The sequence below is a fragment of the Dietzia sp. KRD202 genome (genome assembly GCF_017168155.1).
In the GTDB taxonomy this organism is placed as follows: domain Bacteria; phylum Actinomycetota; class Actinomycetes; order Mycobacteriales; family Mycobacteriaceae; genus Dietzia; species Dietzia kunjamensis.
Window position 1 is genome coordinate 212582 of sequence record NZ_JABFAN010000018.1, and the last position, 15732, is coordinate 228313.

Sequence of the window (15732 nt, forward strand, 5' to 3'; positions counted from 1 at the left end):
GTTCGAGTTTGCCGACGCCGTGGTCGGGAGTGCGGACCACGTAGCTGCCTCCGGAGCGCTCGTCGCGCCTGTCCTCGTGTTCCGGCCCACGCAGCGGTTCGGTCCTCGTATGGTGGACAGGTGTCTGTTCGCATGTCCGATGCGGCCACGACGACGCCCCGTGACGGCAGGAGAGCCACATGACCACCTCACTCGACCGCGATGCCCTGTTGATCGGCACCCAGTGGCGTTCCCCCGCCACCGATGACGTGATCGAGGTGATCAGCCCGCACACCGAGGAGGTCGTCGCCCGCGTGCCCGAGGGCTCGGTGGCGGACATGGACGCCGCGGTGGCCGCCGCGCGCGAGGCCTTCGACCACGGCCCGTGGCCCCGCATGAGCCCCGACGAGCGGATCGAGGTCGTCGCCAGGCTGTCCGCCCTGTACGCGGCGAAGCTCGATGACATGGCGACCGTCATCTCCACGGAGATGGGTTCCCCGATCTCGTTCAGCAAGCTCGCCCAGGCGCCCGCCCCGTGGATGCAGATCGAGGCCTTCCTCACCATCGCGCGTGAATTCCCGTGGGAGGAGACCCGCCCCGGCGTCCTCGGCGGGGAGGTGCTGGTGCGACACGAGCCCGTGGGCGTGGTCGCGGCGATCCCGCCGTGGAACGTCCCCCAGTTCACGGTCCTGTCCAAGCTGATCCCGGCCCTGCTGACGGGGTGCACGATCGTGGTCAAGCCGGCGCCGGAGACGCCGCTGGACACCTACCTGCTGGGCGAACTGCTCATCGAGGCGGGCGTGCCCGAGGGCGTCGTGAGCATCGTCGCCGGCGGCCGCGAGGTGGGCGAGCACCTGGTGCGGCACCCCGCGATCGACAAGGTGGCGTTCACCGGATCCACCGCGGCGGGCCGGAAAATCGGCGCGATCTGCGGCGAGCAGCTCAAGCGCTGCTCCCTCGAGCTGGGCGGCAAGTCCGCGGCGATCGTGCTCGACGACGCGGACCTGACGACCGTGGTCGAGGGGCTCAAGTTCGTCGGCGTGATGAACTCCGGCCAGGCGTGCGTGGCACAGACCAGGGTGCTGGTGAGTCGCGACCGCCACGACGAGGTGGCACAGGCGCTGGCCGACGGCATCGGGTCGATGGTGGTGGGGGACCCGCTCGACCCGGCCACGGAGATCGGGCCGATGGTCGCCCGTCGCCAGCAGGAGCGGGTGAACTCCTACATCGAGATCGGGCAGCAGGAGGGTGCGACGCTGCTCGCCGGGGGCTCCGACCGCCCCGACGGCCTGGACACCGGCTGGTACGTACGACCCACGGTCTTCGGTGGCGTCGACAACTCGATGCGCATCGCGCAGGAGGAGATCTTCGGCCCCGTCATCTCCGTGATCGCCTACGACGACGTCGACGACGCCGTCCGGATCGCCAACGACTCCGAGTACGGACTGGCGGGCACCGTGTGGACCGCCGACCGGGAGGCAGGGCTGGGCGTCGCGCGACGGGTCCGGACCGGCACCTACGGCGTGAACACCTACACGATGGATTTCTCCGCCCCGTTCGGCGGCTTCAAGGCATCCGGGGTGGGGCGCGAGTTCGGCCCCGAGGGGCTGGCCCAGTACACCGAGCTCAAGTCCGTCTACCTTGAGCAGAGCTGACCGTGGCGGGGGACGAGAGGACGACGGGCCTGTCGGTACGGGACACAGATCGGGTCCGCACCCTGACCCTGGCGCGCCCCGATGCCCTCAACGCCTTCAACGAGGCGCTGTACGACGCGGTCACCGAGGCATTGCACGACGCCGCCGCCGACCCCACGGTCGCGGTGGTCCTGCTCACCGGTGAGGGCCGGGCGTTCAGCGCGGGCACCGACCTGCTGGAGATGGGTGAGCGGATCACCAACCCCGACTTCGTCCCCGGCGAGCACGGATTCCTGGGACTCGTCGACGCGCTCGCCGGGTTCGACAAGCCGCTGGTCCTGGCGATCAACGGGCTCGGACTGGGTATCGGCATGACGATCATCGGGTTCGCCGACCTGGTGTTCATGGCCGACGACGCCCGGCTCAAGTGCCCGTTCACGAGCCTGGGGGTGGCGCCCGAGGCGGCGTCGAGCTACCTGCTGCCCAGGCTGGTGGGTCGGCAGAACGCCGCGTGGGCCCTGCTGTCCTCGGAGTGGATCACGGCCCGCGAGGCCCACGAGATGGGACTGGTCTGGCGGCTGTGCGCCCCCGCTGAACTCCAGCAGGTCGCCGGCGAGCACGCCGCACGGTTGGCGCGGCTCCCGATCTCGAGTCTGCGGGCGGTCAAGCGGACGATGACCGAACCACTGACGCGCCAGATCGCAGACGCCCGCGAACGGGAGAACCGGGCATTCGCCGACCTCATGGGTGGGCCGGCGAACGCGGAGGCGCTGGCGGCATTCGCCGAAGGGCGCACGCCGGACTTCGCCTCGTTACCCGACGGGTCCTGACCCCGGCGCCTGCGACGATCCCGCGCCCGCCCGCCCGTCCTCGCCGGAGCCGGGTGGCCCACCATGGTGGCGTGACGCCCGATCAGGAGAGCCCCACCCGTCCGGTCGACGTGGTGGTGATCGGCGCCGGCCAGGCCGGACTGTCGGCCGGCTACCACCTCAGGCGGCGGGGGTTCGCGCCGGTCGGCCGTGCCGAGGCGGGGGAGCGCACCTTCGTCATGCTCGACGCCGAGGACGCCCCCGGCGGGGCCTGGCGGCACCGCTGGGAATCCCTCACCATGAGCACGGTCAACGGCATCTTCGAACTGCCGGGCCGACCCGTCCCCGATGTCGACCGCACCGCCCCGAGTCGGGACGTCCTGCCGCCCTACTTCGCCGACTACGAGAACCGATTCGGGCTCGACGTCCGGCGGCCGGTCCGCGTGCGCTCGGTCCGCAGACCCACGCCCGGGCGGGACGGGCCGGAGTCCGACCACCTCGTCGTCGTCACCGATCCGAGCGGTGACACCCGCCCTGAGGCCTGGGCGGCGCGCTACGTCATCAACGCCACCGGCACCTGGACCCGACCGTTCTGGCCGTACTACCCCGGCCAGGAGACGTTCCGCGGCCGACAGCTCCACGTCCACGACTACGTCGACGCCGAGGAGTTCGCCGGACAGCGCGTCGTGATCGTCGGCGCCGGCATCTCCGCCACCCAGCTGCTCGAGGAGATCTCGCGCGTCGCCGACACCCTCTGGGTGACCAGGCGGGAGATCGAGTGGGAGACGGACCCCGCCCCGGAGAACTTCTCCGCCGCGATCGACCGGGTCGCCGATCGCACCGCGCAGGGACTTCCCCCGCAGAGCATCATCCGCGTCACCGGCATGTACCGCGCCCCGTGGATCGAGCGCGCCGACGAGCGCGGTGTCCTGGTCCGACACCCCATGTTCACCCGCATCGAACCCGACGGGGTCCGGATGCCCGACGGGCGACACGAACCGGCGGACGTCATCCTCTGGGCGACCGGATTCCGACCCGCGGTCGCCCACCTCGCGCCCCTGGGCCTGCGCACCCCCGAGGGGGGCATCCGGGTGGCGGAGGGCCGGGCCCTCGACGAGCCGAGGCTGTTCCTCATCGGCTACGGCCCGTCCCAGTCGACCGTGGGGGCCAACCGAGCGGGCCGTGACGCCGTCCGGGCGATCGTCGCCGAGCTCTAGTTGTCGCCGACGACCTCTAGAGGGTCCGCGAGATGAGCTCCTTCATGATCTCGTTGGTGCCACCGTAGATCTTCTGCACGCGGGCCGAGGCGTACATGCGGGCGATCGGATACTCCGTCATGAAGCCGTAACCACCGAAAACCTGCAGGCAGCGGTCGATGATCTCGCACTGCTTGTCGGTGCAGTAGTACTTGGCCATCGACGCCGTCGACGGGTCCAGTTCACCCTTGAGATGCAGGCCGATGCAGTGATCCAGCAGGGTGCGCGAGGCGAGCGCCTCGGTCTTGCACTCGGCCAGTTCGAAACGCAGGTTCTGGAACTTGAGGATGGGCTTGCCGAACGCCTCGCGCTCCTTGGCGTAATCCGTCGCCAGCCTCACGGCGGTCTCGGCCGCCGCGACCGCGGTCACCGCGATGATGAGGCGCTCCTGCGGGAGCTGCTGCATGAGCTGGATGAACCCCTGGCCCACGCCCTCCTCGCCACCCAGGGCGTTCCCGGCGGGCACGCGCATGTCGTCGAAGAACAGCTCCATCGTGTCCTGGTACTTCAGGCCGATCTTGTCGAGCTTGCGGCCGCGGTCGAAGCCGGGCAGGTCGGTGGTCTCCGCGACCAGCAGGGACAGGCCCTGCGCGCCCTCGCCGCCCGTGCGGGCGACGATGACGAGCAGGTCGCAGTGCATGCCGTTGGAGATGAAGGTCTTGGCGCCGTTGACCACGAAGTCGTCGCCGTCGCGCACCGCCGAGGTGCGCAGCGCCTGCAGATCCGACCCGGCGCCCGGCTCGGTCATCGCGATGGCGCCGACCATCTCTCCGGTCGCCAGCTTCGGCAGCCAGCGCTGCTTCTGCTCCTCCGTGCCGTACTGGAGGATGTAGTGCGCCACGATCGTGCTGTGCACCGAATTGCCCCAGCCGTCGTCGAGGGCTCGGGTCTGCTCCTCGGCGATCACGGCCTCGTGGGCGAACGTGCCGCCGCCACCGCCGTACTCCTCCGGGATGGAGATGCACAGCAGGCCCGCGTCGCCGGCCTTGTTCCAGAACTCACGGTCGACGGCGCCCTGCTCGGCCCAGCGCTCGAGGTGCGGGACGGTCTCCTTCTCCAGGAACGCACGCGTGTGGGCGCGCAGTGCATCCAGATCGTCGGTCATCCACGGGGATCGGAAGGGGGCGGTCACTAGCACGGGGGACTCCAGCGATGGGACGGGGCCGGTTGACGGCCATGACGATCCCACCATACAACTGCATTGTCTGACATGCATGTGTATGGTCGACCTTCCGGCGGCGCCCTCGGGCGTCGCACGTCGCGGCGAGACGAGGTGGGGCGAGTGAGCGCAACGGAACCCGGGTCGGGGGACGGTGTCCCGCGCTCTGCCGACGGTGACCTCACCGCCCGCGCGCGAATCCGCTATGCGGCGCTGGAGCTCTATTCCGATCACGGCGAGGACCGGGTCTCGATGCGACGGGTCGCCGCCCGGGTGGGGGTCACCATCGGGTTGATCCAGCACCACTTCGGCACCAAGGAGGGGTTGCGCCGCGCTGTCGACGAGCTCGTGGTGGAGCAGGTGGTCGCCGCACTGGCGACGGTCGAGCACTCCGGATCAGCAGCGGAGGTCGTGGCGGCCCGCGACGCCGCGGTGCGGGAGATGCTCGAGCGCAACCCGATGTTGGTGAAGTACATCAACCGGGCCCTCCTCGAACCCGACGGCCGGGGTGTCCCGCTTCTCGAGGCGATCGTCGAACTCACCACCAGGGAGGTCGACAGCCTGCGGCGCGGAGGCCACGCCTCGACGCGGGCGTCGGACAAGGTCCAGGTGGTCCGCACGCTCATGGGCCAGGTGGGTGAGTTGTTCCTCGAACCCGTCGTCGCGGCGGTCTGGGCGCAGATCGGCGGAGACCCCGACGAGCGGCCCTCCACCCGCATCATCGTCGAAGGCCGCTGACCGGGGGATCGGCCCGGATCCGACGTGACGGGACCAGCGCCGCACGGGTGGTGGGGCTCCGGCCGGCCCGCGCGTGGTGCACCGGCGGCTGATCGCCGCTACGCTGTCGAGGGCGTATACCCGGGCAGTCCGCCCGGGGTGGGAAGGACACGTTCATGAGGCTCACCCGTGTGGCGAAGCTCGCCGCGACGGCCGTGATGGCCGGTGCCGCCACGTTGATGGCGCCCGCAGCTGCCCAGGCCGCCGTGCCCGTCGGGGGCGCGACCCCTGTTCTGGTCGGGGGAGTGGCCGGATGCACCATCACCGCCGCCGGGTACGACGACTCCGGAGCGCCGGTCGCGTTCACCGCCGCCCATTGCAGTGAGCGGATCGACGCCCCGGTGATCCTCCGGGACGACCCGGGTGCCGGCGTGATCGGCACCATCGCCACCCGCAACGAGATCCTCGACTACTCCGTGATCCGTCTGGACCCGGGCGTCGCCGTCCCCGTCCGACAGGCGGGCATCGTGGGCCGCGGACCCGCGCCGCAGTTCGGTGACGTCGTCTGCAAGGACGGACTGACCACCGGACACACCTGTGGCATCACCTGGCAGCGCGAGGGCGACCGGTTCTGGACCCACACCTGTGCCGGTTACGGCGACTCCGGTGGCCCCGTGACCCGCGAGGGGCGTCTCGTCGGGCTCCTCTCCGGCGGGCACATGCCGCCGGACGCGGGATCGGCCGGCAGCATCGGCCCCATCCTGCCCTCGTGCATCCACCCGGCGCAGACCCCGTTCTTCCTGCCGGCGGTGGCGTACTCGTTCGACGCGATCGTCGCCGACGCCACCGCGCGCGACTGGCCGGGGAGCGGCTTCCGGATGGCCTGATCGCCCGGCACCCCGCCCGTGGGCGAGGGGCGGACGAGGGCCCGGTACCGACGCGGTCGGTACCGGGCCCTCGTCTGTGTCCGACCCCGTCGCTACCGTCCGCTCCATGCTCTGGACCGAGGACGCGCCCACCCACTGCCCGTACGGCCACGAGCTGGGGCCCGACCGGGTCCTCGTCGGCTGGGATGCCGGTCGCAGCGGCAGTCTCGACCACGGTCACCGTGTCCACATCTGCCGACAGTGCGGAACCATCATGTCGTGGGCGCCGCTCAGTGCGGTGATCGCGCCGGGGTCAGCTCACTTGAGCTCGGCGCTGGACAGATCCAGGATGCGGCGCGCGATCACCAGCTGCTGGATCTGCTGCGTGCCCTCGAAGATGTCGAGGATCTTGGAGTCGCGCGACCACTTCTCCAGGAAGCTGCGCTCGGAGTAGCCGTAGCTGCCGGCCAGCTCGACCGCGCCCAGGGTCACGGCGGAACCCGTGCGCCCGGCCTTGGCCTTGCACATCGACGCCTCCTTGGTGTTGGGCATCTTGTTGTCGGCCATCCACGCCGCGCGCAGCGTGAGCAGGTAGGACGCCTCCCAGTCGGCCTCGAGCTCGAGGTACTTGGCGACAGCGGCCGGCTGGCTGGTGGCCGGACGGTCGTAGTCGATCTCCATACCGGCCTCCTCGAGGAGGGTCCGGATCTCCTCGAGCGCGGCCCGGGCGACGCCCACGGCCATGCCGGCGACCAGCGGACGGGTGTTGTCGAAGGTCTGCATGGCGCCGGCGAAGCCCTTGTCCACGCGGACTTCCGGGTCGCCCAGGAGGTTCTCCTTCGGCACGCGGCAGTCGTCGAACGTGATCTGCGCGGTGTCCGAGGCCCGGATGCCGAGCTTGTGCTCGAGCCGGTCCACGGTGACGCCGGGGTGCTCCCGCGGCACCACGAACGACTTGATCGCCGCGCGGCCCTTGCTCTTGTCCAGGGTCGCCCACACCACGATGTGGTCCGCGCGGGCGCCGGAGGTGACGAAGATCTTCGTGCCGTTGATGACGTACTCGTCACCGTCCAGCCGCGCGGTGGCCGAGACGGCGGCCGAGTCGGACCCGAAGTCGGGCTCCGTGATGGCCATCGAGGCCCACACCCGGCCGAACTTCTCCATCTGCTCGTCGTTCGCCACGGCGGCGATCGCGGAATTGCCCAGGCCCTGACGGGGGATCGACAGCGTGAGGCCGACGTCGCCCCAGCAGGTCTCGATGATGTTGAGCAGCGACTTCATGTTGCCGCCGTTGGACACTCCCTCCCGCTTCGGGGCGCCGCCGGATCCCATGGTGGCGCCGGAGGCGGCCTGACCGGCGTCCTCCATGGCCTCCATCATGGCCTTGAGGGTGTCCAGCTCGACGGGGTACTCGTGCTCGGCGAGGTCGTACTTGCGGGAGACGGGTCGGAAGATCTGCGTGGCCACCTGGCGGGCCTGGTTCGCACCCGCCTGCAGCTTCTTGGGGAGTTCGAGGTTGATCATCGCTTCAGGTCCTTGGTCCGGTTCGGGAGGGTGGCGGAATGGGCGGAGGTCACAGGACCACCACGCCCTCGGCCACTCCCACGGCACGCAGGTCGCGGTACCACCGCTCGACGGGGTGTTCCTTGGTGAACCCGTGGCCACCGAGCAGCTGGACACCGTCGAGGCCGATCTTCATGCCCTTGTCCGCGGCGATCTTGCGGGCCAGCGCGGCCTCGCGGGCGAAGGACAGTCCCTGCTCGGCGCGGGCGGCGCCGCGCCAGGTGACCAGGCGCATGCCGTCGAGCTCGGTGGCCATGTCGGCCACGGCGAACGCGACCGCCTGGCGGTGCGCGATGGGCTCGCCGAACGCCTGGCGCTCCTTGACGTACGGGGTCACGTAGTCCAGGACGGCGTGGGAGGTGCCCACGGCGAGGGAGGCCCAGCCCAGTCGCGACAGGCGGATGACGTCGGCGTAGGCCGAGGACCGGTCCTCCGGCGAGACGTCGGGGCCGCCGAGGATGGCGTCGGCGGGCAGGGAGACGTCGGTGAGGACGAGTCGGCCGAGGCCGGCGGCGCGCAGGCCCATGGACGGGTCGGCCTCCACCACGAGTCCGTCGGTGTCGGATTCCACGACGAAGAAGGTCGGCGCGCCGTCGAGCGAGGCGGCGACGACGAAGAGTTCCGCGCTGCCGGCCGTGGGCACCATCGACTTGACGCCGCTGAGCGTGAACCCGCCGGCGGTCCGGGTGGCGGTGGTCTCGAGCCGGAACGGGTCGAAGAGCGGCCGCGGCTCGGCCACCACGACGGCGGCCGCGGGGACCTGCTCGGAGGCGAACGCCGGGAGGTACGACTTCTGCTGGGTGTCCGAGCCGAACTGCGTCAGGGTCGTGGCCACGCCGGACGGGGCCAGGATCGGCAGGGCCAGACCCATGTCGCCGTAGGCCAGGGCCTCGGCGACCAGCGAGTTGGTCACCACGCCGCGCTCGGAGGCGATGCCCTCGAACTCCTCGGGGACGTTGAGCATGGTGGCGCCGATCTCGGCCGAGCGCTCGAGCAGGGACGCGGGTGCCTCGGCGGCGGCGTCGGCGTCGTGCGCGGCCGGCCGGATGACCTCGGCGGCGAACTCTCGCACGGTCTGCGAGATCATCTGCTGGTCCTCGTCCAGCGTGAGGTCGAACAGGTCGGGCCGGGCCTCGGAGTCGGCGTCGGGAAGGCGCTTGGGTGCGCCGCCGCCGGTGACCTTCTTGAACGACTTGGTCGCGGCACCGAGGGTCTTGAAACCGGTCTTGGTGGCCTCGTAGGTGACCCGGTCGACCTTCTGCCGCAGTCCGAAGCGCTCGGCGAACTCCGACCCGGTAATGGTGGTCAGCGCGCGCATGGCGGCGCCGATCGCGTCGATGCGCGCGGGGTTCTTGCCCGGTGTCGAGGTCTCCGCGCGTCCGGTCGTGGACGGGGCTGTGGGGTTCTTGCTCATCATCACCAGCTGTTCTCGTGACGGACGGTGGACTGTGCTGTCCCCGACACCTTACTTCGGAGTAAGTTCCGAGCGCCACACTTTCCTCGAACACGTCCCTGCCGCCGGCGGGAGGGGTGGTGTCAGCCGCGCAGGAGGTCGACCGCCTGCTCGACCGCACCCGGGCGACCGGCCACGAACCAGTCGTAGCCGCCCACCTCGACGGTCGCGCACACCCCGCCCGCCCCCTCGACGAGTGCGCGGCCGGGTAGCCAGTCCCACTCGGGGCAGGAGTGCTGGCACCACACCGTGTGGATCCCACACGCAACGGAGGCCAGGTCCACGGACCCGGACCCGAGCATCCGGATGGTCGCCGCGCCGCGGCTCACGCGGTGGAAGGGCTCGGCGAGATGGGGATCGTCGAAGAACGGCGGGTGCAGGTAGGTGGCGAGGCTGCCGGCGGCCAGGTCCCCGGGGGCCAGGCGCGCGACGGGCACCCCGTTGCGGCGCGTCGGCACGTCCGAGCCGCCGACGAACGTCTCCCCGGTGACGGGTCGGTGGACCGCCCCGAGCAGGTAGTCGTCACCGCCGGTGACCGCGACGGCCGAGCACCAGTAGTCGGAGCCGGAGACGAAGTTGTAGGTGCCGTCCACCGGGTCCACGACCCACCGCCGTTCGCCGTCGCCGGTGACGAGGGAGCCCTCCTCGCCGAGGACGCCGTCGGACGGGCGGTGTTCGGCGAGGAGTGCGGTGATGTGTCGCTCGGCCGCGTCGTCGGCCTCGGTGACCACGTCGGAGACGGAGGTCTTGCGGCGGACGTCGAGCCCGTCCTCGCGCAGTCGCCGCGCGAGGTTTCCGGCGTCGACGACGAGGCGGGCGGCCAGATCGGCGTCGGTCATCCCCCCGGTGGACTCGTCGTGCAGGGGGCCCGGGTGGCGGGTGTCCATGGACGTTCACTTCCTCCGCTTGGTCGTCGCGGCTCGCTGACCACGAGCGGTAGCGGGTCCGAGGCATCCGACGCTACCGCCGGGGGGTGACGATCGGAGGCGCGGCAGGCCACGGGGAGGGGGCGCTGGAAGGCGCCCGGGCCGCGTAGAGTTGGTAGACGTGCACCCTGAAGTTTCTGCCGACATCGCTGCCCTCGACTCGACCCTGACCACGGTCGAGAAGGTCCTCGACATCGAGGAGCTCGCCCGCCGCGTCGACGAGCTCGAGCAGATGGCCGCCGACCCGGACCTGTGGAACGACCAGGACCGGGCGCAGAAGGTCACCAGCGAGCTGTCGTACATCCAGGCCGATCTGCGCCGCTGCCGTGATCTGCGGCAGCGGATCGAGGACCTGCCACTGATGTACGAGCTGGCGGAGGAGGAGGGCGGCGGTGCCGTCGAGGAGGCGGACGCCGAGCGCTCCAGCCTGCGTGAGGACGTCGAGGCCATGGAGGTCAAGACGATGCTCAGCGGCGAGTACGACCAGCGTGACGCCGTGGTCAACATCCGTGCCGGCGCCGGCGGCGTGGACGCCGCGGACTTCGCCGAGATGCTCATGCGTATGTACATCCGGTGGGCGGAGAAGGCCGGCCACAAGGTCGAGGTGTACGACACCTCGTACGCGGAGGAGGCGGGGATCAAGTCCGCCACCTTCGTGGTCAAGGACCCGTACATGTACGGGACCCTGTCCGTCGAGCAGGGAGCGCACCGGCTGGTGCGGATCTCCCCGTTCGACAACCAGGGCCGCCGCCAGACCTCCTTCGCCGAGGTCGAGGTGCTGCCGGTCGTGGAGACAGTCGACTCCATCGAGGTCCCGGAGAACGAGGTCCGGGTGGACGTCTACCGCTCCTCCGGCCCGGGTGGTCAGTCCGTCAACACCACCGACTCCGCCGTCCGCCTCACCCACGTCCCGACCGGGATCGTGGTGACGTGTCAGAACGAGAAGTCCCAGCTGCAGAACAAGGTCGCGGCCATGAAGGTGCTGCAGGCCAAGCTGCTCGAGCGCAAGCGGCAGGAGGAGCGGGCCGCCATGGACGCGCTCGGTGCGGGTGGCAACGCCTCCTGGGGTAACCAGATGCGGTCCTACGTCCTGCACCCGTACCAGATGGTCAAGGACCTGCGCACCGAGTACGAGGTCAACAACCCGTCCGCGGTCCTCGACGGTGACATCGACGGGTTCATCGAGGCCGGCATCCGATGGCGCATGCGGGAGGGGGCGGACGCCTAGTGGCCTTCCGGACAGATTTCAGCGGAGTCCTGGCCTGGCTGAGCAACGACGGACTGGAGGTCGTCCTCCTCGTCCTGGGGGCCGCCCTGATGACCCGGGTGATCGGGAAGATCGCCCGGATGTGGACAGGCCGGATCGACGCGAGGAACGCCGACAAGGAATTGTGGTCGGAGGAGTCGAAGCATCTCCACTCCCTCGTCCAGGTCGTCTCCTACGTCGCCGTGGGGATCCTGTACATCCTGTTCGGAATCCAGATCCTGCTGCGGTTCGGCGTCAACCTCGTCACCCTCGTGGCGCCGGCCACCGTTCTGGGCGCCGCGCTGGGCTTCGGCGCGCAGAAGATCGTCCAGGACTTCCTCGCCGGCTTCTTCGTGCTGGCCGAGCGGCAGTACGGCTACGGCGACATCGTCGAGCTCACCACGGCGACCGGCGTCGCCGCCGGGACGATCGAGGACGTCACGCTCCGGGTCACCCGGCTACGCACCCTGGACGGCGAGGCGGTCATCGTCCCCAACGGTCAGATCGTCACCGCCATCAACCAGTCCCAGGACTGGGCTCGCGCGATCATCGACGTCCCCGTCCCCAACAACGCCGACATGGACAAGGCACACGAGGTGCTCGCCGAGGTCTGTCGCGACATCGTCCACGACGACCGTGTGGGTGAGTACGTGCTCGACGAACCGTCGGTCATGGGTGTGCAGTCGATCAAACTCGAGCAGACCGTCATCCGCCTGCTCGCCCGGACCAAGCCGGGAATGCAGTGGGAGGTGGGCCGTCGGATGCGCGCCGTCATCCTCCGCCGCTTCCGCCAGGAGGGGATCGTCCTGGAGCCGGAGGCGCTGGCCGCCATCCGCGCCGGGATGCTGCGACCGCAGGCCGGAGAGGGGAGCGTCTGATGGCCCGGCACAGGGACGATGACATGACCCGGCCCGACGGGACAGCCCCGCAGGGCGCCGCGATCGACGACGACCCGATCCTCGACCGGCCCGACCCGCTCGGGTTGGGCGGGACGCCACCACCGGACGCTCCCTCGCGGAGTCCGACGCCACGGATCGTCGCACTGCTCGGCGAGTTCTTCAGGATGTCCCGGACGACCGCGATCCTCCTCGGCGCGTTCGTCCTGGCAGGCGTGCTGTATCTGCTCGTCCGCGACGAGCCGGTGGTCGCTTTCGGGCCGCAACCCGCGCAGGACCCCACCGGGACCTCGGAACCGGCCGAACCGGCCGAACCGGTCGACCCGTCGTCCACGCCGACGGATCAGACCACCGAGACCACGGCCCCGACCCCGAGTTCGTCTCCGACTCCGACGGGAACGGGCTCCCGCACGACCAGCACCACGGTGACGGGAGGGACCGCGACGACGGGTCCCGATGCCGAGGGGTTCCCCGGTGGCGCCGATCCGCAGGCCCCGCAGCAACAACAGCCACAGCAGTCGCCGCAGCAGCAGCCTGACCAGCAGTCGCAACCGCAGCTGCAGCAGGAGGCCCCGGGCGCCGGGGAGACCTCGGTGCCCGGCGGCGCCCTCGAGGGGTAGCGCCACCGGGTGGCCGCGCCGCGGCCGCCGCCGCGTTGTTCGACCGCTCCCGTGCCTGTGGCCTGCGTGGCGTTAGGCTATCGGAGTGATCACTGCTTCCCGTGTGACGAAGTCGTACCCGTCCTCGACGCGTCCGGCGCTGTCCGACGTGAGCGTGGAGATCGGTGACGGCGAGTTCGCGTTCCTCATCGGTGCGTCGGGATCGGGCAAGTCCACGTTCCTGCGGCTCGTTCTCCGCGAGGACCGCCCGGATTCGGGCACCCTCACCGTCGCCGGCCACGACCTCACGCGCATGAAGGGCTCCGACGTGCCCGTGCTGCGACGCTCTCTCGGCTGCGTGTTCCAGGACTTCCGTCTGCTGGAGAACAAGACGGTCGCGGAGAACGTCGCGTTCGCGCTGCAGGTGATCGGCAAGTCCCGCCGGACCATCGACAAGGTGGTGCCGGAGACCCTGGACATGGTCGGGCTGGGCGGGAAGGCCGATCGCCGACCTCACGAACTCTCCGGTGGGGAACAGCAGCGGGTCGCGATCGCGCGGGCGTTCGTCAACCGCCCGGTGCTGCTGCTGGCGGACGAACCGACGGGCAACCTCGACCCCGAGACCAGCGAGGACATCATGCTCCTGCTCGACCGGATCAACAGGACGGGGACCACCGTGCTCATGGCGACCCACGACAGGCACATCGTGGACCGCTCGCGGCGCCGCGTGGTGGAACTGGTCGACGGCTCGGTCGTCCGCGACGACGCCCGCGGAACCTACGGGGTGGACCGCTGATGGCCGCTACGTTCGTCGCCTCCGAGGTCGGGCAGGGACTGCGCCGCAACCTGTCCATGACGTTGGCCATGATCATCACCACGGCGGTGGCCCTGGGCATGCTGGGGGCGGGCCTGCTCGTGGCCATGACCGCGTCCGCGAGTCAGGACAAGTACGACTATCTCAACGAGTTCCGCGTCTACGTGGACCGGTCGATCTCGCTGGAGGATCCGGACTGCGCGGCGGAATGCGGCCGGATCCTCCAGCGGCTCGAGACGACGCCGGGCGTGGCGTCGGTGGAGTACAAGAATCCCGAGCAGACCTACGCCGAGTTCGTCGACCTGTTCTCCTCGACAGACCCGGTGCTGGTGGAGTCGACCTCGCCGGACGCCCTCGGCTCGCGGTTCACCCTGACACTGACCGACCCCACGCGGGCCGAGGCGGTGGCGCGTGACCTGGCGGAGGTGGACGGCATCGAGATCGTCCAGGGGGAGGGCGAGCTCGTCGAACGGGTCTTCTCCGTCCTCGACGGCGTCCGCAACGCGGCCTTCGCGATCGCGGTCGTCCAGCTGCTGGCGACCGTCCTGCTCATCGCCAACATGACGCAGATCGCCGCGTTCACCCGGCGGACCGCCCTGGGGATCATGCGACTGGTGGGCGCGAGCCGCTGGTACACGGAGTTGCCGTTCGTCCTCGAGGCGGTGATCGCGGCGGTGGCCGGCGCCCTCCTCGCGGTGGGGGGCCTGCTGGTGGCCAAGAACGTCTTCCTCGACAGGGTGCTGGCGGAGGCCTACCGCGCGAACCTGGTCGAGCGGATCACCACCCCCGACATCCTCCTCCTCGCACCGGGGCTGGTCGTGGCGGGCGCGGTGGTCTCCGCGCTCACCGCCTGGATCGCCCTGAGGCTCACGGTTCGGCACTGAACGCGCCCTCCATCTAGACTCTGGGGGCTGCGGAACGGCGGCGAGGGCACGGCAATCAGGAGGTGACGCGACGTGGCCAAGAAGAACAAGAAGAAGGGCGCGTCGTCCCTCGGCTCCGACGGGAGCATCGTCGCGAGCAACCGCAAGGCCCGGCACGACTTCCAGATCCTGGAGACGCACGAGGCCGGCATCGCGCTGGTCGGGACCGAGATCAAGAGCATGCGTGAGGGCAAGACCTCGCTGGTCGACGCGTTCGCGACGGTCGACGACGGCGAGGTGTGGCTCCGCGGGCTACACATCCCCGAGTACTCGCACGGGAGCTGGACCAACCACGCCCCGAAGCGTGCCCGGAAGCTCCTGCTGCACCGCCGCGAGATCGACTCGCTCGTGGGCAAGGTGCGCGACGGCAATGCCACCCTCGTCCCGTTGTCGCTCTACTTCGTGGGCGGCCGGGTGAAGGTCGAGCTGGCCGTCGCACGGGGCAAGCAGGCGCACGACAAGCGCCACGACATCGCCCGCCGGACCGCCGAGCGTGAGGCCGTGCGTGAACTCGGCAGGAAGATCAAGGGCATGCGGGCATGATGCCGGTCGCGTTGGCGTCGACTTCGGCGGTGGCGTACGGCATCAGCGACTACCTCGGCGGTGTGGCCTCCCGCCGCGCCCGCGTGCTGCGCGTGGTCAGCGTCTCCTATCCGCTGTCGATCGTGCTGGTGGGCGTCGCTGCCCTGGTCGCCGGTGGGTCGCCGACCGGGGTCGGTCTGGGGTGGGGCCTGGCCTCCGGGATGGCCTCGGGTGTCGCGGTGTGGTCGTTCTACCTGGCGCTCTCCCGCGGGCCGATGAGTGTGATCTCGCCGATCACGGCGGTCCTGGCGGCGGCGGTTCCGCTGGCGTTCGGTCTGGCGGCGGGGGAGCGGCCCGCGCCCGCGGCGGG

At 70.5% G+C, this 15732-nt stretch carries 15 protein-coding genes and 1 pseudogene; 12 read left to right on the top strand and 4 right to left on the bottom strand.

From position 1 onward, the window contains the following. Positions 1-179: 179 nt before the first annotated feature. The 3 genes from J1M64_RS14840 (at position 180) to J1M64_RS14850 (ending at position 3639) form a co-directional block, all read left to right on the top strand. Positions 180-1634 carry an aldehyde dehydrogenase gene (locus J1M64_RS14840; protein ID WP_119191984.1) on the top strand — a complete coding sequence of 485 codons (1455 nt, stop codon included), beginning with the start codon at positions 180-182 and terminating at the stop codon, positions 1632-1634. A 2-nt stretch (positions 1635-1636) separates the two neighbouring features. Beyond that, a complete protein-coding gene (locus J1M64_RS14845) occupies positions 1637-2443 on the top strand; it encodes an enoyl-CoA hydratase/isomerase family protein (protein WP_241504367.1) in 807 nt (268 codons plus the stop codon). Positions 2444-2514: 71 nt separating this feature from the next. Continuing rightward, positions 2515-3639, top strand: coding sequence for an FAD-dependent oxidoreductase (locus J1M64_RS14850; protein WP_206474596.1), 1125 nt, complete (start codon positions 2515-2517; stop codon positions 3637-3639). A gap of 16 nt (positions 3640-3655) precedes the next feature. On the opposite strand, the gene J1M64_RS14855 is transcribed toward J1M64_RS14850, so the two are convergent. Beyond that, complete coding sequence (locus tag J1M64_RS14855; protein ID WP_206474597.1) at positions 3656-4783, bottom strand: acyl-CoA dehydrogenase family protein; 1128 nt, start codon at positions 4781-4783, stop codon at positions 3656-3658. 177 nt (positions 4784-4960) lie between these two features. Here J1M64_RS14855 and J1M64_RS14860 point away from each other — a divergent pair, with 177 nt between their 5' ends. Then, positions 4961-5575 carry a TetR family transcriptional regulator gene (locus tag J1M64_RS14860; RefSeq protein ID WP_185951401.1) on the top strand — a complete coding sequence of 205 codons (615 nt, stop codon included), beginning with the start codon at positions 4961-4963 and terminating at the stop codon, positions 5573-5575. A 155-nt stretch (positions 5576-5730) separates the two neighbouring features. Beyond that, on the top strand, positions 5731-6441 hold the full coding sequence (locus J1M64_RS14865; RefSeq protein WP_067712365.1) for a peptidase S1: 711 nt from the start codon (positions 5731-5733) through the stop codon (positions 6439-6441). A gap of 297 nt (positions 6442-6738) precedes the next feature. Here J1M64_RS14865 and J1M64_RS14870 read toward each other — a convergent pair whose 3' ends face one another. The 3 genes from J1M64_RS14870 to J1M64_RS14880 all read right to left on the bottom strand — a co-directional run bounded on the left by J1M64_RS14870 (position 6739) and on the right by J1M64_RS14880 (position 10323). Next, positions 6739-7944: an acyl-CoA dehydrogenase family protein gene (locus tag J1M64_RS14870; RefSeq protein ID WP_206474600.1), complete on the bottom strand. Its 1206-nt coding sequence runs from the start codon at positions 7942-7944 to the stop codon at positions 6739-6741. Between the two features lie 49 nt (positions 7945-7993). Beyond that, positions 7994-9400 carry an acyl-CoA dehydrogenase family protein gene (locus J1M64_RS14875; protein WP_119191991.1) on the bottom strand — a complete coding sequence of 469 codons (1407 nt, stop codon included), beginning with the start codon at positions 9398-9400 and terminating at the stop codon, positions 7994-7996. A 119-nt stretch (positions 9401-9519) separates the two neighbouring features. After that, entirely contained in the window at positions 9520-10323 is an 804-nt protein-coding gene (locus J1M64_RS14880; RefSeq protein ID WP_067712379.1) for an inositol monophosphatase, read from the bottom strand. A 160-nt stretch (positions 10324-10483) separates the two neighbouring features. Between J1M64_RS14880 and prfB the strand changes: the two genes are divergently transcribed. The 7 genes and pseudogenes from prfB to J1M64_RS14915 all read left to right on the top strand — a co-directional run. Then, the gene (gene prfB / locus J1M64_RS14885; RefSeq protein WP_067712381.1) at positions 10484-11590 is read left to right on the top strand and encodes a peptide chain release factor 2; all 1107 of its coding nucleotides are present in this window, start codon (positions 10484-10486) and stop codon (positions 11588-11590) included. Further along, entirely contained in the window at positions 11590-12486 is an 897-nt protein-coding gene (locus J1M64_RS14890) for a mechanosensitive ion channel family protein (RefSeq protein ID WP_067712384.1), read from the top strand. The genes prfB and J1M64_RS14890 overlap by 1 nt, the downstream gene beginning before the upstream one ends. A gap of 23 nt (positions 12487-12509) precedes the next feature. Beyond that, positions 12510-13124, top strand: coding sequence for a hypothetical protein (locus J1M64_RS14895; RefSeq protein WP_206474602.1), 615 nt, complete (start codon positions 12510-12512; stop codon positions 13122-13124). Positions 13125-13209: 85 nt separating this feature from the next. Then, on the top strand, positions 13210-13899 hold the full coding sequence (gene ftsE / locus J1M64_RS14900; RefSeq protein ID WP_067712387.1) for a cell division ATP-binding protein FtsE: 690 nt from the start codon (positions 13210-13212) through the stop codon (positions 13897-13899). Then, positions 13899-14801 (top strand): permease-like cell division protein FtsX, encoded by a 903-nt coding sequence (ftsX, locus tag J1M64_RS14905; protein ID WP_206474604.1) that lies wholly within the window; start codon positions 13899-13901, stop codon positions 14799-14801. Before ftsE ends, ftsX begins: the two co-directional genes overlap by 1 nt. Before the next feature lie 72 nt (positions 14802-14873). Beyond that, entirely contained in the window at positions 14874-15383 is a 510-nt protein-coding gene (gene smpB / locus J1M64_RS14910) for an SsrA-binding protein SmpB (RefSeq protein WP_067712405.1), read from the top strand. Beyond that, positions 15380-15732 (top strand): annotated as a pseudogene (locus J1M64_RS14915) (EamA family transporter); the annotation flags it as partial. The gene smpB and the pseudogene J1M64_RS14915, both read left to right, overlap by 4 nt.